A 26,300-nucleotide genomic window follows, 5' to 3' on the forward strand; every position below is an offset into this window, starting at 1 on the left:
GTGCCCGGTCCTGCGACCGGGCACGGGGCACGCCCCGTCTTCTGGGTGCTTTCCCTCAGGCTCGCGGGCCGCCTGCCGATCGGTTCGCCGACACGTGTCGGCGGTCCAGGGCGGCGAAGCAGTGCCGTTGGTGGGTAGTGGCGGGGCGGAGGGTTTCGGGTCGTGCTTCCCAGGGGCGTCCGCCGGGGCGTTGGAGGAGTGCCACGGGGTGGTGGTGGCGGTGGTAGCGGTCGATGACGCGTCCGGTGGTGCCCTTGGTGGGGTCGTAGACGAGCGTGCCGATGGGGGCGGGTTCGTCGGCGTGGGTGTCGGCGTCGGGTGGGGCGGGGTTCACATGCCTTCCGTGGCGACGAGGACGGCGACCACCATCAGCGACCCCCAGGTCATCAACGCGATGATGCCGCCCCACAGGGCCCCGTCCGCCGTCACCCGGTACCGCCGCCGACCACCACGGCGCGCTCGACTCCGACCGCTCATCCCCGGTCCGCCCGGACGTTCGCCAGGTGCCGGATCGTCAACGCCTCCGCGATGATCTCCGCCGCCCGACCGTTGCACCACCCCAAGTACACCAGCGGAGGCCGTGCCCCGTCTTCCAGCACCGACAACCCCGGCAACTCGATCCGCGCCTGCTTCGCCGCAGCGGACAGCAACTCGACGGCCAGATCCGCCGCCCAGTCACCCCCGGGCGGAGGCGGGGCGCCACGGTCGCCCGACCGAATCTCGGCCAACGACGGACGCGGCGGGTTGGACGGTTCGGACGGCTCTTGCGGTTGGGGTGACTGGGGTTCTTGGGGCTGAAGGTTTGGCTGTTGCATGAGATTCCTCGTGTGGGTTACGTCTGTCAACTACGCGCCTTTTGGCGGGTGTTGTGTGGCTTCAACGTTGCCGGGGAAGCGGCGTACCGTGCAACAGTGCACCGTGGGATTGGCACCAAAAGAGGTGCGAACAGCCTTTCGTCAGCGCACGGTGCGTGACGGGTCATGTACCGTGCACGACTTTTTGGGAGGGTCGAATGGGCAGGGGAGAAACCACCGTCGCGCGGCGACAACTCGGCCGGAACCTCCGTCAGCTCCGCCAAGCAGCGGGGATGACGAAGCGGGAGGCCGCCGATCGCCTGGAATGGTCAGAGTCGAAGATCTGGCGGATCGAAGGGGGCAAAGCTCCGCTCCGGTCCATGGACGTACAGAACATGTGCAGCGTGTACGGCGCTGACGAGGCGGCGGCAGGCTTGATGGAGCTGGCGCAGGAGTCGAAGGCGCGCGCCTGGTGGCACAGTTACGGCGTCCCCGGCTTCGACGTGTACGCCAGCCTGGAGGAAGCCGCCTGGCAGATCGACACGTACGAAAGCGGTCTGGTGCCGGGGCTGCTCCAGACGCCTGATTACGTCCGTGCCATCGCGCGCTGCCACTACCCCAACCTGACTGACGAAGAGGTGGAGACCCGCGTCGACATCAGAATGGCACGGCAGAGGATCCTGACCCGGACGGATGGGGCACCCAGGGTTCGGGTCGCCCTGGACGAAGCCGCGCTGCTTCGTCCCGTCGGCAGCCCTGCGGTGATGGCGGCGCAGATCGGGCATCTGGTCTACGTGGCAGGTGTCCGACGGGCATCGATCCGGGTGGTCCCGTTGTCGGTGGGCGTTCACCCCGGAGTCCTCGCGGGACCATTCGTGATGATGGGCTTTCCTCCCGGAGTTGGAGGAGAGCCCACCACGGTCTACGGCGATACGCTGACCAGCGGGTACTACCTTGACAAGGGCGCCGAAGTTGAACAGTACGGTGCTGCCTTTGCAAGTATCTGGTCCAAGGCACTTGACGAGGACGCGAGTAGTCGCGTCCTTGCTGAGGCAGCGAGGAGCTATCAAGAGACATGAGCACCATAGGACAGGACTGGACGAAGTCGTCGTACAGCAACGGGAACACGCACAACTGCGTGGAGGTGCGCGGTCTCTGCGGCACCGTCCAGTTCCGCGACAGCAAGTGCGCCGATTCGGGGCCGGCCGTGTCCGTGTCCGTTCCGGGCTGGTCCGCATTCGTGGCCGGCCTCCAGCACGACCGCGCGTAGCCCGGAAGCACGCGGACCGCTCCCGTCCGATCGAGCGCCGGACGGGGGCGCGGTGCCCGATGGCCCCGCAGGGCACCACCTCAGGAGTCGTCGCCGACCTGGGAAGAGCTGACGTGGGCTCAGGCGCCGCCTCACGTCCGGGACCTCAACACGTCGACCTCGCAGCCCGGCGCGAAGGGGTCGAAGCCGTGGTCGACCAGCCAGCGAACGGCCAGCAGGCTCCGCAGGGACCACCACGCGTGGATCACGTCGAGGTCGACCTCGGTGCCGTAGCCGGCGATGACGTCGTCGAGGTGCTCCTCGTGTCCGAGCGTGAAGGCGGCGAGGTCGTACAGGGCGTCGCCCCGGCCCGCCTCGGACCAGTCGATGACGCCCGTGACCTCGTCGCCGTCGAGGAAGACGTGGGCGATCTGGAGGTCGCCGTGGGTGAAGGCCGGAGTCCACGGCCGGAGCGCGGCCTCGGCGACCCGGCGGTTGCGGGTGACCAGGTCGGCGGGCAGCACGCCGTTCGCCACGAGCGCCGCGCACTCGTCGTCGAGTTCCGTCGCCAGCGCCAGGACGTCGCGGCCGGCTCGGCCCGGCCACGGCGGAGGCGGCGCCTCGTGCAGCGTCCTGATGACGGCGCCCGCCGCGGCCCACGCCGTCGACGCTCCGGTCGACGGCCCGCCGAGGCGCCCGAGCGTCGTTCCCGGGAGCGCGGCGATCGCGAGCACGGGCGGTTCGCGCCACAGGACCTCCGGGGTCGGCACCGGCGCGAGGGACATCGCCTCGACCTCGGCGTCGACGCGGGCCTGATCGGCGTCCACCTTCAGGAACACGTCCCCCACGCGAAGGGTCACCCGCTCGGAATGGGCCACCACGACCTGTACCTCGTCCATGGGCGACCAGTGTTCCGGGAAGGAGCGCCGAGGTCGCCGGGTTTTCGCGGGCGCTACCGCGCCCGACCCGCACCCCGGTGCGGCTCGTCGTTCAGTCCACCACCGCGCGACCGATCAGGGTCCCGATGTGGCCCCGTGTCGGGGCCGCCAGCTCGTACACCTCCGCTTCCCGGAACCCGGCCTTGAGGAGGAGCCCCTTCCACTTCCGGGGCGTGTAGCTGTAGCGGTACGTGTACATCGCCTTGCCCGCGAATCCCCCCTTGTACATCCCCTGCGGCCCGTACGCGCCGGGAATGGCCGGGGGGTGGGAGAAGACGAGCACGCCGCCCGGATTCAGTCGGTCGGCGACCAGGGGGAGCAGCCTGGCCGGGTCGGTGAACCAGACCGCGCCGAACATCGAGTACACGGCGTCGTAGGTCTCCGTGCTCTCGGCGAGGTGAGAGAGGACGTCCGCACAGGCGAACCGGACCCCCAAGGGTCCCCACCGCTCCGTGGTGTTCGCCACCATGACGGGCGACATGTCGACGCCGGTCGCCTTGACGCCCTGCTGGGCGAGGTATGCCAGCGCGCGCCCGGTCCCGCAGCCGACTTCGAGGACGGACTCCGGTGAGCCGAGCAGCTCCGGGCCCGGCCCGTGCCCGGCGTACTGCGTCCAGCGGAAGACGGGGTCCGACCCGAACACGTCCTTCCGGGTGCTCTCGGCATAGGTGTTCCAGAGTTCGCGTTCGCTGTCGAGGTCGTGCTGTGCGGGCAACGGAGTGTCCTTCGTGTCTGGTCGGGGTGTGCAGGTTGCCCCTGCCCTCCGGAAGGAGGGGCAGGGGCAAGGAGAATCGGGCCGGTTCAGTGGCTGTCGGGGACCTGTCGTCGCACGGCGAGCAGTCCGACGCGTCGACGTCCCACAACTCGTCGTCGACCGCGAACCCGGCCGCGCGGATGAATTCGGCCGTGCGCGCGACCACGCCGTCACGGCGTCGCTCGATCAGCGGGGCGTGGTGCTTGTACCGGCCGCCGTTGTGCGCGTCGCACAGGGCGAAGTACAGAGGGGTGTCGAGGATCAGTTGGTGGACTCCGATGTCCACGGTGTACCCGACACCCATGTCGGTGCCGGGGTTCTCCATCGCGGTGACGACGTACGCGATGCCCTGCCCCAGGACGCGCTCCGCGAGGCTGCGTACGGACACGCTGTCGCGGAGGAGGAGGCGAACCTCGCGCTCCCACAGATCGGCCACGCCCGTGTCCGTCACGAGGTGGGGCACACGCTCCTCCAAGGCGTTGAGGATGGTGCGAGGATCACGGGTCCTCGTCTGAACCGCTGTGCTCATGGTGCAAGACCTCCTGCTGTGTGGAGTAGTGCACGGCACGGGTACGGGCCTGGTCGACCGGTCGGGAATCCTGGACAGACTTCGGTCATCCCACTGGCCTTCAAAATCAATCGGCCCGTTGAAATGCCATCTTCCCCAAAAATGACGGGCTTGGTGAAATCATGCGCGTTCCGGAATAAAGATCACCGCCGGAATGCTCGTGCCCATTGGGTCAGCAGCCCCCTGGCCTCGTCGCCGTAGACGGCTCGTGACTGGTACCCGTCGAAACGATCGAGGAGTGAGCGGACGTCCCTGGGGTCTCTGAACACGGCTGCGCCCAAGTCTGTCTCAATGGTCGCCAATCGGTCGTCGTACACCGTGAACGTGCTGAGTGGAGTGCTACTGAAATTCACGCCCAGCGGCAGCAGCCCGATCTCGATGTTCACCTGATGGGAAAGGAGGGTCAAGCGGTCAATCTGCATGGCCATGGAAGGAGGGGGGAGGAGTGGGTACTTGACCGCCTGTTCGGTGAGGATGAACGTGAAGTTCTTGGCGTGATCGAGTAACACGGCCTGCCGTTCGAGTTTCATGGCAACGGCCTTGGCCTGCTGTGCGGGTGGTGTGTTGGAGATGCTCGCCGTGATGTATTCCGGGATTGCCAACAGTCCGGTGGTCATGGAGAGGAGGAAGTGCCGGAAGTCCGTTGTGGATGCTTCGATCCCTGCCAGTTCCCACTGCTTCTTTTCCAGCCCCTTGCGATGGAGGGTTCTCCGACCCTGCCATTCGGTCTGAGAGATGCGAGCCAGGGCCGTGGCCTCGGCCGTGACGGTCGGAGGCGCTCCCAGAGCCTTCAGGATCTGCTCGACATCCACGAGGGACGGGCGGATCTTGTTGCCCTCGATACGGCTGATCTTGGACTGCGACATGTTGCAACGTGCGGCTAGCCGGGCTCCTGAGAGCCCGGCTTGCTTGCGAAGGCGTTGGAGCATGGCAGCCAGTTCCATCCGGGACTGGTCGAGCCGTTCAGGCTGGATGGCCACCGTCGACGTACTCCTCGAAGGGCACCGACTCTGCGACGGCGATGCGTTGGTACTCGACGAAGGCGGAGACGTCGCCCTCGAAGACCGTGCGGTTGATCTGTGTCCCGTCCGCCTCGTAGTTCATGAGGACCACCTCCGACCGGTCGAACATCCAGAAGTCCTGGACTCCCTCCAGGGGATTCGGTCGGCCGGTCACGTCCAGGATGCGGATGTCGTCTCCCGCTCCGACGTGTACCCCGTAGTAGCGGCTGAACTCGAACTCCAGGTAACTGGAGAGGGGTTGCGTCACGATGTGAACGCGGCCGTTGTACTTCCCCTCGACCCGCTGGCGTGAGACGCGCTCGGTGTACGGGGAAGCGGTGTAGGGAGCCAGCGATCGGCCCTCGCGGAAGGCGGCGAGGTCCTCGGCTTCCTGCGGTACGAGGTATTGCGGGAGGGTTTCGAGTCGCCAGGCTTCGTGCCTGATCGCCGCGAACCGGTTGCTCCATTCCTCACCATCCAAGAGCACGGACGGCCTCCCTCAACGTCTCCTCCGGTATCTCCACGAGCCCTTCACCCCGGGGAGCGTCGTACGCGTGGGACACGTTGCCTTGGACCAGGAACGAACCGGTCGGCGTCCGGTAGACGTTCGGGCAGTCCTCTCCTCCGCACGTACCGGTTCCGTTGCCGGTGAGCCGAATCAGTTCTGCGCGAGCCATGATGGAACTCCCTCGTGACCGGTGCGGGCTGGAGTTTGACGCCCCCGACCGTAGGGGCATGCCGTCACGGGCGTCCACGTCGGAGGATGACTATGCGCGTTGTGGCATAAACCCGGGGGACCGGGGAGTACGAAGACGAGGGTGAAGGCAGGCTTCGTGTTGTCCTTCGGCGCACCCGTCGCGGCGGCCCTCCTCCTGATGGTGCTGGTCCAGGTCGGCGGGCAGTGGTTCGACGGCCGGCGCCGTCCGGCAGCGACCCGGCCTGCTGCCCCGGGCTCGGGGTGAGCCCGGTGGTGGCACCGTCGCACGGTCCCGTCCACGGGTGAAGCGCGGTCGGCCCGGCGCGGCCGTGCGCATCGGACGGAGGAGCCCGCTCGACGGGACGGGGGGCGGGTCATCGGGTTCAGCGGTACGACGGCGTGCGGGGAACCCGGGGCGGCCCGGCGACCCGGTCGCTCAGCCGCACGACCCTGATGTCGATCTGACCGTGTCCGTCCTCCCAGCCGACCACCGGCCGGCACCCCTCGTCCTGGAGGCCGCCCGTCGTGGCGTCGTCGAGGAGGGGCATCAACCCTTCCTCGCCGTCGGTGCAGAAGTACCCGAGGTGGGCGCGGAGTCGGGGGTGGTCGATGGCGGCCAGCTCCTCCTGCCACTCCTCGTCGGGTTCCACCTCGAAGGGGAGGAGTTGCTCGGGTGCGTGCCCGGTGTCGAGGGCCGCCCGTAGGGCGTCGAGGAGCGTGCCGTCCGAGACCAGCCGGGGGAAGAACACCGTCCAGGCGCCGGCGAGGGCGGGATCGGCGAGGTCGACGCCGTACCGTTCCACCAGCGGGGCGAGGTCGGCACCGCGGACGAGGCCCCGGCCGAAGCACACGGTGTCGACGGCGTCGGCGAAGTCACGGGGCAGCACCGTCGTTCCCTCCCCGGACGTCGAGAAGTCGAAGACCGACCCGCCGGCGTCGAAGGTCGGGAACCGGTCGGACTCGTCGAACAGGGGACAGTCCCACACCACCGGCTGGCCGCCGCGCAGGGCGGCGGGACGCACCCAGGCGGGGTCCCGTGCGAACCCGGTCTCGTACATCAGGTTGCCGTTGACCGAGGCGGCGTACACCGCGTCGGGGTCGTACTCCTCCAGGGGGCGGCCCAGCAACACGGCGAAGGCGTCGGAGAGTTGCCGGCTCCAGTCACCCTCCGACGACCGTTGGGCCTCGGGAGGAGCCGGAGGGACCGTGGTGGCCGGGGAGTTCGGGGGACCGGCGGGTTCAGGTGTCATGGCGGCACCGTAGTTCCCGCCTCCGACACCGCCCGCCCGCCCCGGCGACGGACACGAGCGGTCCTTCGACGGAACGACGGAGCGGACCGGTGGGGCGGTTGGTTCACCACCGTCCGCGGTAGCCACTTTTTTGTGGGTACTTGGCGGTGCCGGGCGACGGGCCGATCCTGGTGGTGGAAGCGGTTCCACCACCACCAGGATCCGGGGAAGGGGCGATGCGTCAGGGGGCGTCCGGCCGGGTGTCGGTGAGCTGCTCCAGGCGACGGTGGCCCCAGTCGGAGAGGGGGGCCAGGGCCTCGGAGAGGTCCCGGCCGAAGGCGGTCAGGGAGTAGAGGGTCTTCAGCGGCAGGACGTCGTGCACCTCGCGGTGCACCAGTCCGTCGGCCTCCATGTCGCGGAGCGCCTGGGTCAGCACCTTCTCGCTGAGCCCCGGCAGCCGCCGGCGCAGCTCGCCCGGGCGGCAGGGGCCTGACTCCAGCAGCCAGAGCAGGCTCGTCTTCCACTTGCCGTCGATCACGGCGATCGCGGCGGTCACCCCGCAGACGTTCGGGTCCTGGGCGCGCTTGCGCGTCATCTTCACCCCGTTCCATCAATCCATTCCCACGAGATTCCCACGGAGTTGCGTCATGTCCCCGTACACCGAACAGTCTGACGCCACCGTCACCGTTCTCGGCCTGGGGCCGATGGGGCGGGCCCTGGCGGAGGCGTTCCTGAAGGCCGGTCTGCGCACCACGGTCTGGAACCGGACGCCGGGCCGGGACCGGGAGTTGGTCGCGAAGGGCGCGTTCGGCGCCCGGTCGGCGGAGGAGGCGGTCGCCGCGAGCGACCTCACCGTGGTCTGCGTGCTGGACTACGACGCGGCGGACGGCATCCTGCGACGCCGGGAGGTCGCCGAGGCGCTCCGGGGGCGCACGCTGGTCAACCTGACCGCGGACACCCCGGACCGGGCCCGGGACACCGCCGGCTGGGCGAGCGGTCACGGCATCCGCTACCTGGACGGCGCGATCATGACGCCGACGACGACCATCGGCACCCCCGCCGCGGTGTTCATCCACAGCGGCCCCCGGGACCTCTACCAGGAGCACCGGCCCGTCCTGGAGGTGTTGGGCGGCACCCACACCCACCTCGGCGAGCCGATCGGCCGGGCGGCGGCGTTCGACATCGCGCTGCTCGACGTCTTCTGGACGGCCATGGCGGGGTACGCCCACGCCGTGGCGGTGGCACGGGCGGAAGGGATCACGGCGCGGGAACTGGCGCCGTTCGCCAAGGGCATCGGCGACATCCTCCCGCCGTTCTTCGAGGAACTCGCACCGGACATGGACAACGGGACGACCTCCGGCGAGGGCAACCCGCTCACCTCGGCGGCCTCGTCCATGGCGCACGTCATCCACACCTCCGAGGCGCACGGCATCGACGCCGGCGTGATGCGCGCGGCGGAGGGCCTGGCCCGCCGGGCCATCGGACGGGGCCACGACGCCGACGGGTTCGTCGGGGTCGCCGCGCTGCTCAGCCGGCGTTGAGGGCGCGCGACAGGGGCGGGGTCGAGGGCACCCCCGCCCCCGTCGCCCGAGGTCGGAGCGCGGGGCGGCAGCCGGACCCGATCGTTCATCGATCACGAGCCGACCCGCCCCATGAGGAATATTCTGGGAGAAAAGGGGAACGGAGGGGGGCCGCCACAGTAGAGGTGAGTGTCATGCGTGTCATGCTCCGGGCCACCCTGGACACCGAGAAGGGCAACGAGCTGCTGCGCAGCGGCAAGATGCCGCACATGATCCAGCAGACGATGGATCACCTGAAGCCCGAGGCAGCCTACTTCCTGCCGCTCGGCGGCAAGCGGACCTGCTTGCTGGTGATGGACTTGGCCGACAGCTCCGACCTGGTGCCGGCTGGGGAGCCGTTCTTCGTGGAGATGGACGCCGAGGTCGAGGTGCTGCCGGTGATGAACGCCGAGGACCTCCAGCGCGGACTGGGCAAGCTCGGCTGATCCACCCGTCGCCTCCGACCCGTCAGCCGTCCCCGAGCCCGTCCAGCTCCCGGTCCGGGTCCCGGTCGATCCGCTCCAGCGCCGCCGACAGCAGCTCCAGGGCCCGCGCGGTGGCGGCGAACTCCGGCTCGCCGAGTTCCTCGGCGAGCCGCTGCGCGAGGCGGGCGTGGGGCGGGCCGATCCGTTCGACCGCGGCCCGGCCCGCCGCGGTGGGTCGCAGCAACTTGGCCCGCCGGTGCGCCGGGTTGGGGTCGTAGGCGGCGAGGCCCCCGGCGACCAGGGCGTCCGCGGTGCGCTGGACGCTCTGCCGGGTGATCCCCATGGCCCGGGCGATGCCGGCGACCGGTAGCGGTTCCCGCAACACGGCACCCAGCACCTGCCAGCGGGTCGCGGACAACCCGGCCGGGGCGGCCAGCGCCTCCGAGACGGCGAGGAACTGGCCGTTCAACCGGAACACCCCGAGCGCGGTGGCGCTCAACAGGTCCTGCCGGGCGCGCCCCTCGTCGGCGCCGGGCTCACTCGCGCCGGCCTCACTCATCGCCGTCCGCCGCGGCCAGCACCTCGTACGCGGCCGGGTCCGAGTCGTGGAACAGCCGGTACCAGGCGTCCAGCAGTTCGCCCTCGAAGACCCCGAGCAGGCCCAGCACCTCCCGGGCGAAGGCGACCGGCTCGGTGGGGCCGGCGGTGACCAGGCCGCGGTCGGTGACCGCGTCCGTCTCCACGTACCGCGCCGCGCCCCGGTAGCCGGTGGCCGCGAGGTAGGGGGCCGCCGCGCTGGTGTGGGCGCGCTCGTCCAGCAGCCCGGCGCGGGCGAGGCCCGCGGTGGCCCCGCAGATCGCGGCGACCGGGACGCCGGCGTCGAGGAAGGCGCGGGCCTTCTCGGCGAAGGGCGCGAGGTCGTCCCCGGTGTCCCACCGGTCGGCGCCCACCAGGATCAGCAGCGAGGCGTCCTCGGGGGCGAGTTCGTCAAGGGCGAGGTCGGGGGTGACCCGCAGTCCGCCGATGCTGGTCACCGGGGCGCGGGTCGGGCCGACGGTGCGGACCCGGTAGCCGCCGCGGGCGAGGAAGGCGGTGGTGTGGCCGGTCTCCCAGTCGGCGAAGGTGTCGTAGACGGTGAGGTGCACGGGAGCGGCTTCGGGGGCGGGGGAGCCGGGCATGACGATCTCCTGACTGCAATGACTGCAATGGGCGTGGTGGGTGAGCGTGATGGCGGGCCGTGCTGCCCGGCGGCGAACCGCCCCGCGGCAACCGCCCGGCTCATGACAGCACCCTGTCATCATGACAGGGTGCTGTCAATAACTGCCCCCGGAAGCCGCCCACCCCTGGACGAACTGTCCGCCCCGCACCCCCAGAGCCGTACAGCCCGCCGATACCGCCCCGCCCCGGCGGCCGCCTACGCTCGGTGACCATGAGCCCTCAGACGACCGGCACCCCCGAGGCCCCGACGCCGCAGCCGCCGACGCCGCAGCCGCCGACGACCCGGCAGCCGCAGCCCGACCCGGCGACCGGCGCCGCGGTGAAGGCCGCCGACCGCGCGCACGTCTTCCACTCCTGGTCCGCCCAGGAACTCATCGACCCGCTCGCCGTCGCGGGCGCCCGGGGCGCCCACTTCTGGGACTACGAGGGCAACCGCTACCTCGACTTCACCAGCGGGCTCGTCTTCACCAACATCGGCTACCAGCACCCCCGGGTGGTCGCCGCGATCCAGGAACAGGCCGCCAAGCTCACCACCTTCGCGCCGGCCTTCGCCGTCGAGGCCCGCTCCGAGGCCGCCCGGCTGATCGCCGAGCGCACCCCCGGCGACCTGAACAAGGTCTTCTTCACCAACGGCGGCGCCGAGGCCGTCGAGAACGCCGTCCGGATGGCCCGGCTGCACACCGGCCGCCCCAAGGTGCTCTCCGCCTACCGCTCGTACCACGGCGCCACCGCCGCGGCCATCAACCTCACCGGCGACCCCCGCCGCTGGCCCTCCGACAGCGGCTCGGCAGGCGTCGTCCACTTCTGGGCGCCCTTCCTCTACCGCTCCCCGTTCTACGCCGAGACCGAGGAGCAGGAACGGGACCGGGCGCTCGCCCACCTCGCCGACACCCTCGCCTTCGAGGGCCCGGGCACCGTTGCCGCCGTGGTGCTGGAGACGGTCCCCGGCACCGCCGGCATCATGCCCCCGCCGCCCGGCTACCTCGCCGGGGTCCGCGCCCTGTGCGACGAACACGGCGTGGTGCTGATCCTCGACGAGGTCATGGCCGGCTTCGGTCGCACCGGGGCCTGGTTCGCCGCCGACCACTACGAGGTCGTGCCCGACCTGCTGACCTTCGCCAAGGGCGTCAACAGCGGGTACGTCCCGCTCGGCGGGGTGGCGATCTCCCCCGAGATCGCCGAAACCTTCGCCCGCCGCCCTTACCCCGGCGGTCTCACCTACTCCGGCCACCCGCTGGCCTGCGCCGCCGCCGTCGCCACCATCGAGACGATGGCGGACGAGGACGTCATCGGGCAGGCCGAGCGCCTGGGACGGGAGGTGCTCGGCCCTGGCCTCGCCGAACTCGCCGCCCGCCACCCCAGCGTCGGCGAGGTGCGCGGCCTCGGCGCCTTCTGGGCGCTCGAACTCGTCCGGGACCGCGAGACCCGCGAACCGCTCGTCCCCTACAACGCGACCGGCGGTGCCAACGCCCCGATGGCCGCCTTCGCCGCCGAGGCCAAGCGCCACGGGCTCTGGCCGTTCGTCAACATGAACCGGACCCACGTCGTCCCGCCCTGCAACCTCACCGCCGAGGAGGCCGCCGAGGGCCTCGCCGCCCTGGACGCCGCACTGTCAGTGGCCGACGAGCACACCGTGTGACCCCGGGCGGGATTCCCGGGCCGTCACGAAGGGGTCCGACGGCCCGGGGACCGCGTAGGGTGTTCCTCCGCCCGTAGCGGCGATTTCGCCACTGCCACGCGGGGGAGGGACGCGTTTCATGTCCGGAAGCGGTAGCGCAGACGGCAGCAGAGGACACGGGGGGACCGGCACGGCCCCCGCCGTGACCCGGAGCACGCTGCGCCAGCAGATCGCGGACGCCCTGCGGGACGAGGTGCTGGCCGGGCGCCTCCAACCGGGTCAGGAGTTCACCGTCAAGGAGATCGCCGAACAGTACGGCGTCTCCGCGACCCCCGTGCGCGAGGCCCTGGTGGACCTCTCCGCGCAGGGGCTCCTGGACGCCGTCCAACACCGCGGGTTCGAGGTCCGCGCGTACTCCTTCGCGGACTTCCGCGGCATGGTCGAGGCCCGCGCCCTGGTCACCGACGCCCTCTTCAGCGGACTCACCGGCACCGCCTGGAACGCCGACGTCGAGGAGGCGCTGAACACCGTGCGCCGGCGCGGGGAGGAAGCGCAACGGGCCGCCCTCGCCGGCGACCTCAACGTCCTCATCGGCTACGACCTGCGGTTCTGGCGCGAACTCGGGGCGATCTTCGGCAATCCGTACCTCACCGACTTCCTGCACCGGCTGCGCGTGCAGTCCTGGAGCTGCGCGGTGCCGCTGCTGCGCCGTCAGCCGAGCCTCGCGGGCCGGCTGTGGTCCGCGCACACCGAACTCGTCGACGCCCTCGCCCGTCGCGATCCGGCCACCGCCCGATCGGTGTTCGCCGCCTACAACACGCACGCGTTGGAGCTGATCCGAGGGCTGGACGCCACCGTGCCGTCCGACTGACGAGGTGGGTCCCGACGACCGGGCGCCAAGCCGCCGCGGGCGCATTACCCTTCGGTGCACCGGGGTGCGCGGTGGCCCCGGTTCCGCCCGTCCGCCGGACTTCTGCAAGGAGTGCCCACCCTTGGCCTGTGACCTCTGGCTGGTCCCGCTCGTCGATGTGCTCTGTCACAGCCCCGACAATCCCTTCGCCGAGGAACTCGCGCTCTACGACCGGACGTTGGCCGAGTCCGGCCTACCGCCGGTCCCCGTCTACGCCTATATGCCGGGGCTCTCCGGGGACGTCGCCCCGGTGGCCGGATTCGACTACGACGCCCTGCACTTCCTGCGCCGGGCGTACCTGCTCCAGCTCTGCGGACTGACCGTCACCCCGGTGGACGCGCTGGGCGGGGACTACGAGCAGTTGCTGGAGATGTTCGAGGCGACGGCCAAGCAGTCGCACCTGGTCTGGCACTACGACCACGCCGGCGCCTACGTCCCGCTGGACTTCCCCGCCCCGCTCTCCAACGACGAACTCCTCGCCGGAGGGGGCCCGTTGGGTTCCTCGCACGGGCTGCTGCGGGAGCTGGAGTACGTCGCCCCGGCCATCGGCATCGACCCGCGCAACCCGCCGCTGGCCCCCCTGCCGCCGGCCGGCCCCACCACCCTGGAGGAGCCGGCCGCCCCGATCCCGCTCGACGGCGGCCCCTACGCCCGCGAGCGCCACGTCTGGCTCGGCCTGCACGCCGCCGCCACCCGGAGCCTCGCCCAGGGCTCGATGATCATCTTCAGCTGACGTTCCGTCCCCGGGCGGGCGCGGGCGGCGCCCGCCCGGGGACGGAACGTCAGCGCGGCTCCGGCGGGCGTTGCCGGGGCATGTTGGGCCGGGGCGCGGTCGCCGGGTGGGCCAGGGCGAACCGCGGGGGCACCAGGTCCGGGCGGGTGCCGGGGCCGGCCCCCGCACACCCCACCTGGAGGCCCAGCGGGGCGGGGCCGCCGCGGAACTCCACCATCCAGTCGGCGGTCTCGACCCGCACCAGCTCCAACACGTCGTCGGAGAACCGCCGCAGCACCCCCAGGCACCGTTCGACGGCCTCCGAGGCGGTGCCCTCCGCCGGCCCCAGCACCTCCCGCACGCACTCGGACGCCCAGTCGAACTGGAGCACCTGCAACCTGCGCTGCACCGCCTGCGCGGTGGCGACGTCCCGCATCCAGCCGGAGGTCAGCCCGAAGAAGCGGTCGCACCCCAGGCAGGCGACGGCGAGCAGCAGCGCCAGGTACCCCCAGCGGGCGAGACCGCCCCCGGGGACGAGCGGCAGCACCACCCCGATCAGCGCCAGCGCGGCGGCCCCGCCCCGCAGCACCCGGGCGCACCGGCGCTTCCACACCCGGTCGGCCAGGTACCACTCGGCCATGTCCAGCGCCCCGCGCTCCACCCACTGGTACAGCTCGTCGAGGCGTTCGGTGGGATCGGCCCAGTCGCCCAGCGGCAGCGGCCGTCCCACCAGGTCGCCCGGCCGGAGGCCCCTGCCTCCGTCACGGTCGTCCGGGGTGTTCCCCTCGGACGCCCCTTCGGGCTGCATCTCCGGCTGAGTCACCCGGCACTCCCCTTGTTCCCTCGTGCGTTCCGTCGGTCGCGGTCGGTCGGTGGTGCGGCGGTGCGGCCTCGCGAAGGGGCGGCCGGCCGGGCTCCGGCCCGGACACCGGATCGCTCATCCGTTCGCGGGGTGCGGACGGCCGTTCAGGGCCATGCACTCCGTTCCGTATGCACACTGTGACCGTACGTGACGTGGCGGGTGGGCGTCGGGGTGCTCCGGACGCCCGGTGCGCCCCGGCGCGCCGCGCCCGGCCCGGCCGCGGGCAGCAGGTAGCCGGTCACGCGCCCGGGGGCCCGGCGCGGGCGCCCGGCGCCGGTGCTGCCGTGTCACTCGAAAGAGTGCTGGGGCGAGCGGCCCCCGGAGCACGTAGGCTCGTGCCAGGCGGGCAAGCCCGCCGACCGTACTGTCGTCCCCGTCGGCGCGCCAGGCGCCGGCAACAGGAGCTGATCGTGATTCCCGGTGGTGGCCAGCCCAACATGCAGCAGCTGCTCCAGCAGGCCCAGAAGATGCAGCAGGACCTCGCCCGGGCGCAGGAGGAGCTGGCGTCGACGGAGGTCGAGGGCCAGGCGGGCGGCGGCCTGGTCCGCGCCACGGTGAACGGCTCCGGCGAGCTGCGCGGTCTGGTGATCGACCCGAAGGCCGTCGACCCGGAGGACACCGAGACCCTCGCGGACCTGGTGCTGGCCGCGGTCCAGGCGGCGAACGAGAACGCCCAGCGGCTCCAGCAGGAGAAGCTCGGTCCGCTGGCGCAGGGGCTCGGCGGCGGCTCGATCCCGGGCCTGCCCTTCTGATCCACCCCCACGGGAGGAGGTCCCGCACCCGAACGGGAACGGCAGGGGTCCCCGTACTTCTGCGGCGGCCCGCGGGCAACTACGGTGGCGTCCGTAGCACCACCCGGGGAACCGGGGGCCGCTCCCGGCCTCCCGTTCACCACCGACCGCACGGCCCCGGCCGAAGACCGGGCCCGCTGGAAAGGCTGATCCGTTGTACGAAGGCGTGGTCCAGGACCTCATCGACGAACTGGGCAGGTTGCCCGGCGTCGGGCCCAAGAGCGCGCAGCGGATCGCCTTCCACGTCCTCCAGGCCGAGCCGACGGACGTGCGCCGGCTCGCCCAGGCGCTGATGGAGGTGAAGGCGAAGGTCCGCTTCTGCGCGGTCTGCGGCAACGTGGCGCAGGAGGAGCGGTGCGGCATCTGCCGCGACCCGCGTCGGGACCCGGCCGTCATCTGCGTGGTGGAGGAGCCGAAGGACGTCGTCGCGATCGAACGGACGAGGGAGTTCCGCGGGCGTTACCACGTCCTGGGCGGGGCGATCAGTCCGATCGAGGGCGTCGGCCCCGACGACCTGCGCATCCGCGAACTGCTGGCCCGGCTCGCGGACGGGTCGGTCACCGAGCTGATCCTGGCGACCGATCCCAATCTGGAGGGCGAGGCCACCGCCACCTACCTGGCGCGCATGATCAAGCCCATGGGACTGCGGGTCACCCGGCTGGCCAGCGGCCTGCCGGTGGGCGGCGACCTGGAATATGCGGACGAGGTGACCCTGGGCCGCGCCTTCGAGGGGAGAAGACTCCTAGATGTCTGATGTGACGCTGCACTCCACGACGCAGGATCCCGACGACTTCGCCGTCCAGGTCTCCGACCAGATCGCCAGTTTCCTGGTGGCGGTCACCGAGGTCGCCAAGGGCGACGAGCCGGACTCGGCGGTGCCGTTCCTCCTCCTGGAGGTCTCCCAACTGCTGCTGGCCGGCGGCCGGCTCGGGGCGCACGAGGACATCGTCCCCGAGGAGCGGTACGAGCCCGACCTCGGCGACGAGCCCGACGTGGACGAGCTGCGGCAGCGGCTGGCGGTGCTGCTGGAGCCGGTCGACGTGTACTCGGAGGTCTTCGACCCGTACGAGCCGCGCAAGGCCCCGGTGCCCTGCCGCATCTCCGACGACCTCGCGGACGTGATGGCGGACCTGCGGCACGGGATGGCCCACTACCGGGCCGGGCGCACCACCGAGGCGCTGTGGTGGTGGCAGTTCTCGTACTTCTCCAACTGGGGCTCCACCGCCTCCGGCGCGCTGCGGGCGCTCCAGTCGCTGGTGGCCCACGTGCGGCTGAACCAGCCGCTCCAGGAACTCGACGGGCTGGACACCGATCAGGACCTCGGGGACGAGGTGCTCGCCGAGGAGGCGGGCCGGGTGATGACCGAGGAGATCGCGGAGCCGCTGGGCCTGCGCAGCCCCCGCTGATCGGGGGGTGCCGGTCCTTTCGTCGTCCCTTGTGGGGTTTCCTCCCCGCGCGGGGGCGGTCGGGGGTGTGAGGCCGCCCACTTCGGGCGTGCGGCGCCGGTCGGCTGGGCAGGTGACGCGGTGATCACTTTGTGGTCACCCCGTCTCAGGATGCGACCCCTTCGGGGCGATTCCACCCCGATCGTTAGACTGTCCTGACCCCCCAACTGACCGATCCGGTCGCCGCAAGGTGGGCAAACCGGACCGAGCGAGGAGCGTACGCAAGTGGGCCTTGTCGTGCAGAAGTACGGAGGCTCCTCCGTAGCCGATGCCGAAGGCATCAAGCGCGTCGCCAAGCGGATCGTCGAGGCCAAGCAGAACGGCAACCAGGTGGTTGTCGTGGTCTCCGCGATGGGCGACACGACGGACGAGCTGATCGATCTCGCCGAGCAGGTGTCACCGATGCCCGTCGGGCGCGAGTTCGACATGCTGCTGACCGCGGGAGAGCGGATCTCCATGGCCCTGCTGGCGATGGCGATCAAAAACCTGGGCCACGAGGCCCAGTCGTTCACCGGCAGTCAGGCCGGCGTCATCACCGACTCCGTCCACAACAAAGCCCGCATCATCGATGTCACTCCCGGTCGCATCCGGACCGCGCTGGACGAGGGCAACATCGCCATCGTCGCCGGCTTCCAGGGCGTCTCCGCGGACAAGAAGGACATCACCACGCTCGGTCGCGGCGGCTCGGACACCACGGCCGTGGCGCTCGCCGCCGCCCTGGACGCCGAGGTCTGCGAGATCTACACCGACGTGGACGGCGTCTTCACCGCCGACCCGCGCGTGGTGAAGAAGGCCCGCAAGATCGACCGGATCTCCTTCGAGGACATGCTGGAGCTGGCCAGCTCGGGCTCGAAGGTGCTGCTCCACCGCTGTGTGGAGTACGCCCGCCGTTACAACATCCCGATCCACGTCCGTTCGTCCTTCTCCGGACTCCAAGGCACCTGGGTCAGCAACGAACCACACCCCGGTAAGGGAGAGCGCAAGGTGGAGCAGGCCATCATCTCCGGTGTCGCGCACGACACCTCCGAGGCCAAGATCACGGTCGTCGGGGTCCCTGACAAGCCGGGCGAGGCCGCCTCGATCTTCCGGGCGATCGCCGATGCCGAGATCAACATCGACATGATCGTGCAGAACGTCTCGGCCGCCTCGACCGGGCTCACGGACATCTCCTTCACCCTCCCCAAGGCGGAGGGTCGCAAGGCGATCGACGCCCTGGAGTCCGCCCGCAACGGCGTCGGCTTCGAGTCGCTGCGCTACGACGACCAGGTCGCCAAGATCTCCCTGGTCGGCGCCGGCATGAAGACCAACCCGGGCGTCACGGCCGCCTTCTTCGAGGCGCTCAGCAACGCCGGGGTGAACATCGAGCTGATCTCGACCTCCGAGATCCGCATCTCGGTGGTCACCCGCGCCGACGACGTCAAGGAAGCCGTCCAGGCCGTGCACACGGCCTTCGGCCTCGACTCCGACTCCGACGAGGCCGTCGTCTACGGAGGCACCGGGCGATGACCGCCCGCCCGACGCTCGCGGTCGTGGGAGCGACCGGGGTCGTCGGCTCGGTCATGCTCCAGCTCCTGTCCCAGCACGCGGACATCTGGGGCGAGATCCGTCTGATCGCCTCGCCGCGCTCGGCCGGCCGCCGGCTGGTCGTGCGCGGCGTGGAGGTCGAGGTGGTGGCGCTCACCGAGGAGGCGCTCGACGGGGTCGACATCGCCATGTTCGACGTCCCCGACGAGGTCGCCGCCCGGTGGGCGCCGATCGCCGTCGCCAAGGGCGCCGTCGTCGTCGACAACTCGGCGGCCTTCCGGATGGACCCGGACGTGCCGCTGGTCGTCCCCGAGGTCAATGCGCACGCCGTGCGCATCCGCCCGCGCGGCATCGTCGCCACCCCCAACTGCACCACCCTGTCGATGATCGTCGCGATCGGTGCGCTGCACGCCGAGTTCGGGCTGCGCGAACTGGTCGTCTCCGCCTTCCAGGCGGTCAGCGGCGCCGGTCAGGCCGGCGTCGACATCCTGCGCGAGCAACTCGCCCTGGTCGCCGGCACCGAACTGGGCACCGCCCCGGGCGACGTCCGCCGTGCGGTCGGCGACCGCACCGGGCCCTTCCCCGAACCGGTCGCCCTCAACGTCGTCCCGTGGGCCGGCACCGTCCGGGACGGGGGCTGGTCCTCGGAGGAGATGAAGGTCCGGGACGAGTCCCGCAAGATCCTCGACCTGCCCGACCTCAGGATCACCGCGACCTGCGTCCGCGTCCCCGTGGTCACCACCCACGCCCTGACCGTGCACGCCCGCTTCCAGGACGAGGTCACCGTGGACCGGGCCCGCGAGGTCCTCGCCACCGCGCCCGGGGTGGTCCTCTTCGACGACCCGGAGGCCGGCGAGTTCCCCACCCCCGTCGACGCCGTGGGCACCGACCCCACCTGGGTCGGCCGGGTCCGCCGCCACCTCGACGACCCCACCGCCCTGGAACTCTTCGTCTGCGGCGACAACCTCCGCAAGGGCGCCGCCCTCAACACCACCCAACTCGCCGAACTCATCGCCCGGCCCGGAGCCTGATCCCGAAGGGGCCGCGAGTAACCCGTCGAAACGCCGCACCGGGCGGCAGAGGTCACAACTCGCCCAAGCCGCCCCAGCCGGAGAAAATCCCTGGTGGCCAAGGCCGAATTCATTTGTAGGATCACCGTAAGTCTCACAGGGACACCCAGGGCGCCACGGGCCCGTTCTCGCGGCCCTCCCGTGCGCTGCAACCGAACGGACCGCGGCCCGCGTCTTCCCCCACGCCCTTGCGGGGCGTGCTGGAACGGCCTGCCAGGGGTGCGCGGGGGGCGCGGACACCATCGGGGCGAGGGAAGAGCTGGTACGCATGTGGGCGGATGACGCCGGGCCGGGCAGAGCGCCCGGAACCACCGGAACCACTCGGGAGTCCATCGCGTACAACCCTGGGCCCGGGGAACGTGTCCAACTGGCGTGGCAGAGGTACTCGACTTCCCGAAGGTCCAGGTGCGCGGCAGCGCCCTGCGTCCGCCCCGACGGCCCCGCGCGGCCGTCGCGCCCGGCGGCATGCCGGTGATCGCCCCCGTGCCCGCTACCCGACCCACGTCGGTGCCGACCCCGCGCCAGGGCGCGGAGGACGTACCGGCGGAGGGCACCACCGTCGACCACCTCACCGAGACCTACCGGGCGCACTACCGCTCGCTGCTCGGCCTCGCGGCGCTCCTCCTCGACGACACCGCCTCCTGCGAGGACGTCGTCCAGGAGGCGTTCATCCGGGTGCACTCCGCACGCAAACGCGTCCGGGACCCCGAGAAGACCCTCGCCTACCTGCGGCAGACGGTCGTGAACCTCTCCCGTTCCGCGCTGCGCCGCCGCATCCTCGGCCTCAAGCTGCTCTCCAAGCCGATGCCGGACATGGCGAGCGCCGAGGAGGGCGCCTACGACCAACTGGAGCGGGACGCCCTGATCCAGGCGATGAAGGGCCTCCAGCGCCGACAGCGCGAGGTCCTCGTGCTGCGGTACTTCGCCGACATGACCGAAGCGCAGGTCGCGGAGACCCTCGGGGTCTCCCTCGGCTCCGTGAAGGCGTACGGCTCGCGGGGCATAGCCGCCCTACGGGTGGCGATGGGAGCCAAGAAGTGAGCCGCGGGGGCACCCCCACGCCCGGCAGCGGCTCCGCCCCGGAGCCCCGCCCCGGAGCCGACCGCGCCCCGAAGAACGAGCGAGACGCTGGGAACACTCCTGTGAACGACTCTCCCCCCACCGGGCCCGACGACGGCTCGACGTCGCACCGCACCGACCGCACGGGCACCCCCGCGGCCCCGCCGGCCGAGGAGCCCGCCGACCTCCCGGTCAACGAGGCCGACGAGGCCGAGGACCCCGAGGAACCGGCGCCGGCCCCCGCCGCCGACCTCGACCTCGACCTCGACCTCCACCGGCTCCTGCACCGCAGCGTCGACGCCCTCGAACCCGCCGACGGCGCCCTGGAACGCCTGCGGCACGCCGTCCCCGCCCGCCGGGCCCGCAAGCGGCAGGCCCTGGTGGGGGTCGCCGCGGCGGCCGTCCTGGTGGGCACCGCGATCCCCGCGCTGGTCCACGTGGCGGACGCACCGGGTTCCACCGACACCACGGTGTCGCACGTGGGCCACGGCGAGCAGACACGTGGCACCGCCCCCGCGGAGCGGCAGAGCGGCGCACCCTCCCGGAAGGCCGCCCCCAAGCCGTCCGACGCCCCGAGCCGCCCCGCCAAGGGCGAGGGGAAGGGCAGCACCGAGAAGCCCGTCAAGGGCGGCGGCGGCACCTCCGGCGGCGGCGGGGACCGCCCCGGCTCCACCGGCGGCGGGGGCGACCGACCCTCCGGCAGCGGCCCGATCGCCCCCGGCTCGGGTCCGGTCTTCGACAACGCCACCTCGCCCCGGTGCGGCCCCACCGACCTGGGCTCGGCCGCGGCCAGCCTCGGCGCGCCCGGCGCGGACGGCTCGGTCCAGGGCACCTTCCGGGTCGCCAACGTCTCCGCCGGCAACTGCACGGTCGACGGCGGCGGCAGCGTGGACGCCGTCGCCCAGGGCTCCGCCGACCCGGCCCAGGTCGCCTCGCTCACCCACACCACCGGTGACGCCGCGAGCGGAATGCTGCCGGCCCCCTCCGAGGAGCCGGCGCAGTTGATCCTGGAACCGGGCGCGGCGTACGAGGTGCACTTCGCCTGGGTGCCGTCCGCGTCCTGTCCCGGCGGGGGCGGCACCGAGGGCCCCTCGCCCGACCCGTCCGCCTCCGCCGGGGAGACCACCGGCACCGGCAGCGGGGAGTTCGACTCGGGCACCGGGACCGTCACCCAACTCGGCGGCCAGGAGGGCCTGCCGAGCGACGGCAGCGTGGCGGTGTCGCACACCGCGGACCCGGGTGCGCCCTCGACCTCGACGACGATCCCGAACGCCTGCGCCGGGACCGTGTACTACACGGGCGCCTTGCCCGCCTCCTGATCGACCGGCCGCGTCCCGGAGCCCTCCACGGGGGCCTCCGGGTCGGGGCCGGCCGCGGGGGCCAGCCCGAGTTCGACGTCCCGTGCCGCCTCGACCTCGCGGCGCAGCAACCGGAACCACATGAACAGCACGAAGCCGGAGAACACGAACCACTCGCCGGTGTAGCCGAGGTTCTGGAACGCCTTCAGGTCCAGCCCGGTGTTCTGCGGGGCCGCCGCCGGCACCGCGGTCATCTCCCCGTCGGCCGGGTCCAAGGTCACCCAGGCGCTCTGGACCTCGTACGGCACGAGGTTCACCAGGGTCGCCGCGCTGATCATCCCGACCTGCCCGGGCGGCAGCCCGCCCGCGGTGCGGGCCCCGTCGCTGCCCGGGCTCTCCGAGCCCTGGAGCGCACCGGTGACGGTCACCTCGCCGGCGGGCGGTGCGGGCACCCCGGCCGGGTCGGCGGCACCGGGGCGCCAGCCGCGGACCACCGGCAGCGCCGGTCCGTCCTCGATGCGCAGCATGCCCAGGACGTAGTGCCCCTGCTTCCCGTCGAGGGTGCGGTCGGGCACCAGGAACTGCTCGGCGTACCGGCCGGTGGCGCTCACCCGCTCGCCGGACGTCTCCTTGGTGACCGGCAGCAGTTCGGCCAGCGGCCGGGCCTCGGCCCGGTCGTCCGCGCCGGTCCGCTCGGTGGCCGAGCGGTGGTCGTCGACCCGGTCCTCGAACCGCCCCAGCTGCCAGGAGCCCATGAACAGGCAGAACGGGATCGCCAGCACGACGAAGACGTTGATGCCCCACCAGCGCGGAGTCAGCAGAAAGCGGTACACGCCCCCACGGTACGGGTCCCCGGCCGCCGCCCGGGTACGGGGGTCGCCTCCCCGGCCGGCCGTGACCGGCCGGGGAGGGACCGGGCCGTCAGGCCCCCGGCCCGTCCAGGTGCCTGCGGGCGAACTCCAGTTCCAGCCGCACCTGCTTGACCCGCTCGTCCACCACCAGGGACCCGTGCCCGGCGTCGTAGCGGTACACCTCGTGGACGGCGTCCCGGGCCCGGAGCCGGTCGACGTAGTTGTCGATCTGCCGGATCGGGCAGCGCGGGTCGTTGACGCCGGCGGAGACGTACACCGGCGCCTTCACCGCGTCCACGTAGCTGAGCGGCGAGGAGGCCGCGAACCGTTCCGGGACCTCTTCCGGGGAGCCTCCCAGCAGGGTCCGGTCCATCGCCTTCAGCGCCTCCATCTCGTCCTGGTAGGCGGCGACGTAGTCCGCGACCGGCACCGCGGCGATGCCCACCGCCCAGGCGGCCGGCTGGGTGCCCAGCCCCAGCAGCGTCAGGTAGCCGCCCCAGGAGCCGCCGGTCAGGACCAGCCGCCCCGGGTCGGCGAGCCCCGAGGACACCGCCCACTCCCGGACCGCCGCGATGTCCTCCAGCTCGATCAGCCCGACCCGGTGCTTCAGCGCGTCGGTCCACTCCCGCCCGTAACCGGTGGAGCCCCGGTAGTTGATCCGGACCACCGCGTACCCGTGGTCCACCCAGGCCGCCGGGCCCGCCGCGAAGGAGTCGCTGTCGTGCCAGGTCGGCCCGCCGTGGACGTCGAACACCGTGGGCAGCGGTCCGCTCGCCCCGGCGGGCCGCTGCACCAGTGCGTGGATGCGGCCCCCGGGGCCCTCCACCCACACGTCCTCCACCGGCACCGACGCCGGCGCCCGCAGCCCCGGCGGGTCGAGCACCACCGCGCCCGAGGTGGAGCGCACCACGGGCGGCTCGGCCGCCGAGGACCACAGGTACTCGACGCTGCCGTCCGGCCGGGCGGTCGCCCCGGAGACCGTGCCGCGCGGGGTGTCGATCCGCTCCAGCGCCCCGGTGCCCAGGTCGTACCGCCACAGGTCGCTGCGCGCCTCGAAGTCGTGCACCACCAGCAGCGCGGAACCGTCCGGGTACCACTCGGCGGAGACGTCCCCCGGCAGGTCGAGCGCCAGGTCCCGCTCCTCGCCCGAGGCCACGTCCCACACCATCGGCTCCCAGCGCCCCCGCCGCTGGTGCCCGACGAGCAGCCGGGCGTCCCCGGCGACCGGCGCGAACCCGAGCACCTCCAGGCCCAGCTCCACCGTGCCGCCGGCGGTGTCGTCCAGCTCCGCGACGGTCGACCCGTCCGGTCGGACCACCCGCAGCGCGGAGTGCATCGCGTCCCCGTGCTCGGTGTGCTCCACGGCGATCAGCGCGCCGTCGTGGGACAGGTCCCCGACCCCGGCGGACTGCCGGTGCCGGTACACCTCCACCGGCGCCCCGTCCCCGTGCACCACGTGGATCGTCGACCCCTCCTCGTCGGTGGACCGGCCCACCACGACCGGCCCGCCGGCGCGGCCGATCGCCAGGCCCGCCGGATACCCGGGGGCCAGCCCCGGCACCGCCGGCTCGTCCGGCCCGGTCCGTCCCGCCGGCTGTCCGGCGAACGGCTGGCGCCGCCAGATCCCGAACTCGTCGCCGTCCGTGTCGTCGAACCACCAGATCCACGCGCCGTCCGGGGACAGCGCCCCGTCCGTGGTCCCGTTGGCCCGCTCGGTCACCTTGCGCTGCGCCCCGGAGTCCCGGTCCCAGGCGTACAGCTCGTACGTCCCCGTCGCGTTCGACACGAACAGCGCCCGCTGCGGCGCGTCCTCGGCCCACCCCGGCAACGAGACCCGAGCCGCACGGAACCGCTTCTCCCAGTCGGGCATCGCCCCTGCATCAGTCATGGACCCATTCTGCGCGGCCCGGGCGCCCCGCCCGGACGCGGTCGGCCCGTCGGCTCCGGGGCCCCGGCGCGCGTGCCGGCCCACAGCACCAGCCCCAGGAGGCTGAACGCGGCGCCCAGCGCGCACACGGCGCCCCAGCCGGCCGCCGCGTACAGGGCGGTCGCGGCGACGGCCCCGGTGCCGCTGCCGACCGCGTAGAAGACCATGTAGCCGCCGATCACCCGGCTGCCCGCGTCGGGGTGCCGGGCGTAGATCAGCGTCTGGTTGGTGACGTGGACGGCCTGGACGGCGAGGTCGAGGAGGACCACCCCGAGGACCAGGGCCCAGAGCGAGCCGGGGGTGAGGGCCAGCGGCAGCCAGGAGACCAGGAGCAGCGCCAGGGCGGCGCCGGTGGTGGGCCGGGAGAGTCCGCGGTCGCTCAGCCGGCCCGCCCCGCTCGCGGCCAGGGCGCCCACGACGCCGATCAGCCCCAGCGCCCCGATCGCGCTGTGGGACAGGGAGTGCGGGGCCCGGCCGAGCGGCAGCGCGACGCTGCTCCACAGGGTGCTGAAGGCGGCGAAGACCAGCAGGCCGAACAGGGCCCGCTGGCGCAGCACCCGGTCCCGTGCGAACAGGGTGACCGTGGACCGCAGCAGCCGACCGTAGCGCGGGGGCGTCGGCGGAGCGCCGCCGCTGCGCGGCAGCACCCGGTGCAGCACCAGGGCGAGCAGTGCGGTGAGCACCGCCGAGGCGAGGTAGACGGAGCGCCAGCCCGCGAGGTCGGCCAGGAGCCCGGCGACGGTGCGGGCGAGCAGGATGCCGATGACGACGCCGGCGGTGACCTGGCCGACGACCCGGCCGCGTCCGGCGGGCGGGGCCAGCGAGGCCGCGAAGGCCACCAGCGTCTGGGTGACGACGGCGAGGGACCCCAGTACGGCGGTGGCGGCGAGCAGGACCGCCGCCGTGGGGGCGGCGGCCACCGCGGCCAGCGCCGCCACCAGGAGCAGCAGTTGGGCCACGACGAGCCGTCTGCGGTCGGTCACGTCGCCCAGCGGCACGAGGAGCAGGAGCCCCAGTGCGTACCCGACGTGGGTGAGGGTGACGGTGGAGCCGACGAGGGCCGGGCTCATGCCGAGGTCGTGGCCGATGGTCACCAGGAGCGGCTGGGCGAAGTAGACGTTGGCCACCGCGGCGCCGCAGGCGACGGCGAACAGGAGGACGACCCCGCGGGTCAGGACGTAGGCGGGCCGGTCCCCGCTCGGGCGACCGCTCTCCGGCGCCACGGTCCCGTCGTCGACGGACACGGGCAGCACTCCCCCCGGTTCTGGTTTCATCTTGCTACCAGGAGGGACGGTAACCCCTACTGGTAGCATGTTGCAACCAACTTCGAGGAGGCGGCACCGTGGTGACCAGGACGCGCTTCGACGACAGCGAATGCCCCGTGGCCCGGTCGGTGGACGCGATCGGGGACTGGTGGTCCCTGCTGATCGTGCGGGACGCCTTCGACGGGAGCCGGCGCTTCGGGGAGTTCCAGCGCGGCCTCGGCGTGGCCAAGAACATCCTCGCCGCGCGGCTGCGCACCCTGGTCGCCGGAGGCGTCCTCGCCTCCGTCCCCGCCTCGGACGGCAGCGCCTACCGCGAGTACGTGCTGACGCCGAAGGGCCGGGCGCTCTTCCCCGTCGTCGTGGCCCTGCGCCAGTGGGGCGAGCAGCACTCCTTCGACCCCGACGAACCCCGCTCCCGGTTGGTCGACCGCAGCCGGGGCGAGCCCCTGCGCCCGCTGGAGGTGCTCGCCGCGGACGGCCGCCGGCTGGCCCCCGAGGACACCACCGTCCTCAAGCTCCCCACCCGCTGAACCGGG

At 72.3% G+C, this 26,300-nt stretch carries 31 protein-coding genes and 1 pseudogene; 16 read left to right on the forward strand and 16 right to left on the reverse strand.

Translation table 11 applies throughout. The annotated features are described in order from the left end of the window. Positions 1-55: 55 nt before the first annotated feature. Both ABT092_RS00005 and ABT092_RS00010 read right to left on the reverse strand, forming a co-directional pair. On the reverse strand, positions 56-334 hold the full coding sequence (locus ABT092_RS00005) for a hypothetical protein (protein WP_351237988.1): 279 nt from the start codon (positions 332-334) through the stop codon (positions 56-58). Between the two features lie 139 nt (positions 335-473). Then, the gene (locus ABT092_RS00010; RefSeq protein ID WP_351237989.1) at positions 474-728 is read right to left on the reverse strand and encodes a hypothetical protein; all 255 of its coding nucleotides are present in this window, start codon (positions 726-728) and stop codon (positions 474-476) included. A gap of 284 nt (positions 729-1,012) precedes the next feature. On the opposite strand from ABT092_RS00010, the gene ABT092_RS00015 reads away from it, so the two are divergent. Together ABT092_RS00015 and ABT092_RS00020 are read left to right on the forward strand one after the other, a co-directional pair. Then, positions 1,013-1,873, forward strand: a complete 861-nt coding sequence (locus ABT092_RS00015; protein WP_351237990.1) for a helix-turn-helix domain-containing protein — start codon at positions 1,013-1,015, stop codon at positions 1,871-1,873. Further along, positions 1,870-2,064 carry a DUF397 domain-containing protein gene (locus ABT092_RS00020; RefSeq protein WP_351237991.1) on the forward strand — a complete coding sequence of 65 codons (195 nt, stop codon included), beginning with the start codon at positions 1,870-1,872 and terminating at the stop codon, positions 2,062-2,064. The genes ABT092_RS00015 and ABT092_RS00020 overlap by 4 nt, the downstream gene beginning before the upstream one ends. 131 nt (positions 2,065-2,195) lie before the next feature. Here ABT092_RS00020 and ABT092_RS00025 read toward each other — a convergent pair whose 3' ends face one another. The 6 genes and pseudogenes from ABT092_RS00025 to ABT092_RS00050 form a co-directional block, all read right to left on the reverse strand. Beyond that, positions 2,196-2,942, reverse strand: a complete 747-nt coding sequence (locus ABT092_RS00025) for a phosphotransferase family protein (RefSeq protein ID WP_351237992.1) — start codon at positions 2,940-2,942, stop codon at positions 2,196-2,198. Positions 2,943-3,033: 91 nt separating this feature from the next. Next, positions 3,034-3,696 carry a class I SAM-dependent methyltransferase gene (locus tag ABT092_RS00030; RefSeq protein ID WP_351237993.1) on the reverse strand — a complete coding sequence of 221 codons (663 nt, stop codon included), beginning with the start codon at positions 3,694-3,696 and terminating at the stop codon, positions 3,034-3,036. 86 nt (positions 3,697-3,782) lie between these two features. Beyond that, positions 3,783-4,264: pseudogene (locus ABT092_RS00035) on the reverse strand (hypothetical protein). 182 nt (positions 4,265-4,446) lie between these two features. Beyond that, positions 4,447-5,283, reverse strand: a complete 837-nt coding sequence (locus ABT092_RS00040; RefSeq protein ID WP_351237994.1) for a Scr1 family TA system antitoxin-like transcriptional regulator — start codon at positions 5,281-5,283, stop codon at positions 4,447-4,449. Next, positions 5,267-5,791, reverse strand: coding sequence for a DUF6879 family protein (locus ABT092_RS00045; protein WP_351237995.1), 525 nt, complete (start codon positions 5,789-5,791; stop codon positions 5,267-5,269). Before ABT092_RS00045 ends, ABT092_RS00040 begins: the two co-directional genes overlap by 17 nt. Beyond that, positions 5,775-5,981, reverse strand: a complete 207-nt coding sequence (locus tag ABT092_RS00050; protein ID WP_351237996.1) for a hypothetical protein — start codon at positions 5,979-5,981, stop codon at positions 5,775-5,777. Before ABT092_RS00050 ends, ABT092_RS00045 begins: the two co-directional genes overlap by 17 nt. A 141-nt stretch (positions 5,982-6,122) precedes the next feature. Between ABT092_RS00050 and ABT092_RS00055 the strand changes: the two genes are divergently transcribed. Beyond that, positions 6,123-6,266, forward strand: coding sequence for a hypothetical protein (locus ABT092_RS00055; protein ID WP_351237997.1), 144 nt, complete (start codon positions 6,123-6,125; stop codon positions 6,264-6,266). 118 nt (positions 6,267-6,384) lie between these two features. Here ABT092_RS00055 and ABT092_RS00060 read toward each other — a convergent pair whose 3' ends face one another. Further along, complete coding sequence (locus ABT092_RS00060; protein ID WP_351237998.1) at positions 6,385-7,251, reverse strand: hypothetical protein; 867 nt, start codon at positions 7,249-7,251, stop codon at positions 6,385-6,387. 220 nt (positions 7,252-7,471) lie between these two features. Next, on the reverse strand, positions 7,472-7,825 hold the full coding sequence (locus tag ABT092_RS00065) for a winged helix-turn-helix transcriptional regulator (RefSeq protein WP_351237999.1): 354 nt from the start codon (positions 7,823-7,825) through the stop codon (positions 7,472-7,474). 52 nt (positions 7,826-7,877) lie between these two features. On the opposite strand from ABT092_RS00065, the gene ABT092_RS00070 reads away from it, so the two are divergent. Both ABT092_RS00070 and ABT092_RS00075 read left to right on the forward strand, forming a co-directional pair. Then, positions 7,878-8,771, forward strand: a complete 894-nt coding sequence (locus ABT092_RS00070; RefSeq protein ID WP_351238000.1) for an NAD(P)-dependent oxidoreductase — start codon at positions 7,878-7,880, stop codon at positions 8,769-8,771. 173 nt (positions 8,772-8,944) lie between these two features. Then, positions 8,945-9,235 carry a hypothetical protein gene (locus ABT092_RS00075; protein WP_351238001.1) on the forward strand — a complete coding sequence of 97 codons (291 nt, stop codon included), beginning with the start codon at positions 8,945-8,947 and terminating at the stop codon, positions 9,233-9,235. 22 nt (positions 9,236-9,257) lie between these two features. Here the strand turns inward: ABT092_RS00075 and ABT092_RS00080 are convergent, their stop codons facing one another. Next, the gene (locus ABT092_RS00080; protein WP_351238002.1) at positions 9,258-9,773 is read right to left on the reverse strand and encodes a MarR family winged helix-turn-helix transcriptional regulator; all 516 of its coding nucleotides are present in this window, start codon (positions 9,771-9,773) and stop codon (positions 9,258-9,260) included. Next, positions 9,766-10,392: a type 1 glutamine amidotransferase family protein gene (locus ABT092_RS00085; RefSeq protein ID WP_351238004.1), complete on the reverse strand. Its 627-nt coding sequence runs from the start codon at positions 10,390-10,392 to the stop codon at positions 9,766-9,768. The genes ABT092_RS00080 and ABT092_RS00085 overlap by 8 nt, the downstream gene beginning before the upstream one ends. A gap of 251 nt (positions 10,393-10,643) precedes the next feature. On the opposite strand from ABT092_RS00085, the gene ABT092_RS00090 reads away from it, so the two are divergent. From ABT092_RS00090 to ABT092_RS00100, 3 genes are all read left to right on the forward strand, one after another. Then, a complete protein-coding gene (locus tag ABT092_RS00090; RefSeq protein WP_351238006.1) occupies positions 10,644-12,071 on the forward strand; it encodes an aspartate aminotransferase family protein in 1,428 nt (475 codons plus the stop codon). 118 nt (positions 12,072-12,189) lie between these two features. Beyond that, complete coding sequence (locus ABT092_RS00095; RefSeq protein ID WP_351238008.1) at positions 12,190-12,921, forward strand: GntR family transcriptional regulator; 732 nt, start codon at positions 12,190-12,192, stop codon at positions 12,919-12,921. Between the two features lie 121 nt (positions 12,922-13,042). Next, on the forward strand, positions 13,043-13,693 hold the full coding sequence (locus ABT092_RS00100) for a putative DNA-mimic protein (RefSeq protein ID WP_351238010.1): 651 nt from the start codon (positions 13,043-13,045) through the stop codon (positions 13,691-13,693). A 49-nt stretch (positions 13,694-13,742) separates the two neighbouring features. Here the strand turns inward: ABT092_RS00100 and ABT092_RS00105 are convergent, their stop codons facing one another. Next, entirely contained in the window at positions 13,743-14,495 is a 753-nt protein-coding gene (locus ABT092_RS00105; protein WP_351238012.1) for an SLATT domain-containing protein, read from the reverse strand. A gap of 449 nt (positions 14,496-14,944) precedes the next feature. On the opposite strand from ABT092_RS00105, the gene ABT092_RS00110 reads away from it, so the two are divergent. The 7 genes from ABT092_RS00110 (at position 14,945) to ABT092_RS00140 (ending at position 21,742) form a co-directional block, all read left to right on the forward strand. After that, on the forward strand, positions 14,945-15,286 hold the full coding sequence (locus tag ABT092_RS00110; protein ID WP_351238014.1) for a YbaB/EbfC family nucleoid-associated protein: 342 nt from the start codon (positions 14,945-14,947) through the stop codon (positions 15,284-15,286). Positions 15,287-15,479: 193 nt separating this feature from the next. Next, the gene (gene recR, locus ABT092_RS00115; protein ID WP_351238016.1) at positions 15,480-16,079 is read left to right on the forward strand and encodes a recombination mediator RecR; all 600 of its coding nucleotides are present in this window, start codon (positions 15,480-15,482) and stop codon (positions 16,077-16,079) included. After that, on the forward strand, positions 16,072-16,731 hold the full coding sequence (locus ABT092_RS00120; protein ID WP_351238018.1) for a DUF5063 domain-containing protein: 660 nt from the start codon (positions 16,072-16,074) through the stop codon (positions 16,729-16,731). The genes recR and ABT092_RS00120 overlap by 8 nt, the downstream gene beginning before the upstream one ends. 264 nt (positions 16,732-16,995) lie before the next feature. Beyond that, entirely contained in the window at positions 16,996-18,276 is a 1,281-nt protein-coding gene (locus ABT092_RS00125) for an aspartate kinase (protein ID WP_351238020.1), read from the forward strand. Further along, entirely contained in the window at positions 18,273-19,325 is a 1,053-nt protein-coding gene (locus ABT092_RS00130; protein WP_351238022.1) for an aspartate-semialdehyde dehydrogenase, read from the forward strand. The genes ABT092_RS00125 and ABT092_RS00130 overlap by 4 nt, the downstream gene beginning before the upstream one ends. A gap of 411 nt (positions 19,326-19,736) precedes the next feature. Next, positions 19,737-20,405: a SigE family RNA polymerase sigma factor gene (locus ABT092_RS00135; RefSeq protein WP_351238024.1), complete on the forward strand. Its 669-nt coding sequence runs from the start codon at positions 19,737-19,739 to the stop codon at positions 20,403-20,405. Positions 20,406-20,506: 101 nt separating this feature from the next. Then, positions 20,507-21,742: a hypothetical protein gene (locus tag ABT092_RS00140; RefSeq protein ID WP_351238025.1), complete on the forward strand. Its 1,236-nt coding sequence runs from the start codon at positions 20,507-20,509 to the stop codon at positions 21,740-21,742. On the opposite strand, the gene ABT092_RS00145 is transcribed toward ABT092_RS00140, so the two are convergent. The 3 genes from ABT092_RS00145 to ABT092_RS00155 all read right to left on the reverse strand — a co-directional run bounded on the left by ABT092_RS00145 (position 21,715) and on the right by ABT092_RS00155 (position 25,743). Then, the gene (locus ABT092_RS00145) at positions 21,715-22,554 is read right to left on the reverse strand and encodes an SURF1 family protein (RefSeq protein WP_351238027.1); all 840 of its coding nucleotides are present in this window, start codon (positions 22,552-22,554) and stop codon (positions 21,715-21,717) included. The genes ABT092_RS00140 and ABT092_RS00145 overlap by 28 nt on opposite strands. Before the next feature lie 88 nt (positions 22,555-22,642). Further along, a complete protein-coding gene (locus ABT092_RS00150; protein ID WP_502968357.1) occupies positions 22,643-24,460 on the reverse strand; it encodes an alpha/beta hydrolase family protein in 1,818 nt (605 codons plus the stop codon). Continuing rightward, positions 24,457-25,743, reverse strand: coding sequence for an MFS transporter (locus ABT092_RS00155; RefSeq protein ID WP_351238029.1), 1,287 nt, complete (start codon positions 25,741-25,743; stop codon positions 24,457-24,459). Before ABT092_RS00155 ends, ABT092_RS00150 begins: the two co-directional genes overlap by 4 nt. Positions 25,744-25,841: 98 nt before the next feature. Between ABT092_RS00155 and ABT092_RS00160 the strand changes: the two genes are divergently transcribed. Further along, on the forward strand, positions 25,842-26,294 hold the full coding sequence (locus ABT092_RS00160) for a winged helix-turn-helix transcriptional regulator (protein ID WP_351238031.1): 453 nt from the start codon (positions 25,842-25,844) through the stop codon (positions 26,292-26,294). The last annotated feature ends 6 nt before the right edge of the window (positions 26,295-26,300 follow it).

Source organism: Streptomyces sp. NPDC002490, from assembly GCF_040296045.1.
Taxonomy (GTDB): domain Bacteria; phylum Actinomycetota; class Actinomycetes; order Streptomycetales; family Streptomycetaceae; genus Streptomyces.

Excerpts from the sequence above, each read along its gene's own strand:
- ABT092_RS00015 (WP_351237990.1), top strand. The coding sequence starts at position 1,013 with ATGGGCAGGGGAGAAACCACCGTCGCGCGGCGACAACTCGGCCGGAAC.
- ABT092_RS00020 (WP_351237991.1), top strand. The coding sequence starts at position 1,870 with ATGAGCACCATAGGACAGGACTGGACGAAGTCGTCGTACAGCAACGGG.
- ABT092_RS00025 (WP_351237992.1), bottom strand. The coding sequence starts at position 2,942 with ATGGACGAGGTACAGGTCGTGGTGGCCCATTCCGAGCGGGTGACCCTT.
- ABT092_RS00050 (WP_351237996.1), bottom strand. The coding sequence starts at position 5,981 with ATGGCTCGCGCAGAACTGATTCGGCTCACCGGCAACGGAACCGGTACG.
- ABT092_RS00060 (WP_351237998.1), bottom strand. The coding sequence starts at position 7,251 with ATGACACCTGAACCCGCCGGTCCCCCGAACTCCCCGGCCACCACGGTC.
- ABT092_RS00065 (WP_351237999.1), bottom strand. The coding sequence starts at position 7,825 with ATGACGCGCAAGCGCGCCCAGGACCCGAACGTCTGCGGGGTGACCGCC.
- ABT092_RS00070 (WP_351238000.1), top strand. The coding sequence starts at position 7,878 with ATGTCCCCGTACACCGAACAGTCTGACGCCACCGTCACCGTTCTCGGC.
- ABT092_RS00075 (WP_351238001.1), top strand. The coding sequence starts at position 8,945 with ATGCGTGTCATGCTCCGGGCCACCCTGGACACCGAGAAGGGCAACGAG.
- ABT092_RS00080 (WP_351238002.1), bottom strand. The coding sequence starts at position 9,773 with ATGAGTGAGGCCGGCGCGAGTGAGCCCGGCGCCGACGAGGGGCGCGCC.
- ABT092_RS00085 (WP_351238004.1), bottom strand. The coding sequence starts at position 10,392 with ATGCCCGGCTCCCCCGCCCCCGAAGCCGCTCCCGTGCACCTCACCGTC.
- ABT092_RS00090 (WP_351238006.1), top strand. The coding sequence starts at position 10,644 with ATGAGCCCTCAGACGACCGGCACCCCCGAGGCCCCGACGCCGCAGCCG.
- ABT092_RS00095 (WP_351238008.1), top strand. The coding sequence starts at position 12,190 with ATGTCCGGAAGCGGTAGCGCAGACGGCAGCAGAGGACACGGGGGGACC.
- ABT092_RS00120 (WP_351238018.1), top strand. The coding sequence starts at position 16,072 with ATGTCTGATGTGACGCTGCACTCCACGACGCAGGATCCCGACGACTTC.
- ABT092_RS00130 (WP_351238022.1), top strand. The coding sequence starts at position 18,273 with ATGACCGCCCGCCCGACGCTCGCGGTCGTGGGAGCGACCGGGGTCGTC.
- ABT092_RS00150 (WP_502968357.1), bottom strand. The coding sequence starts at position 24,460 with ATGACTGATGCAGGGGCGATGCCCGACTGGGAGAAGCGGTTCCGTGCG.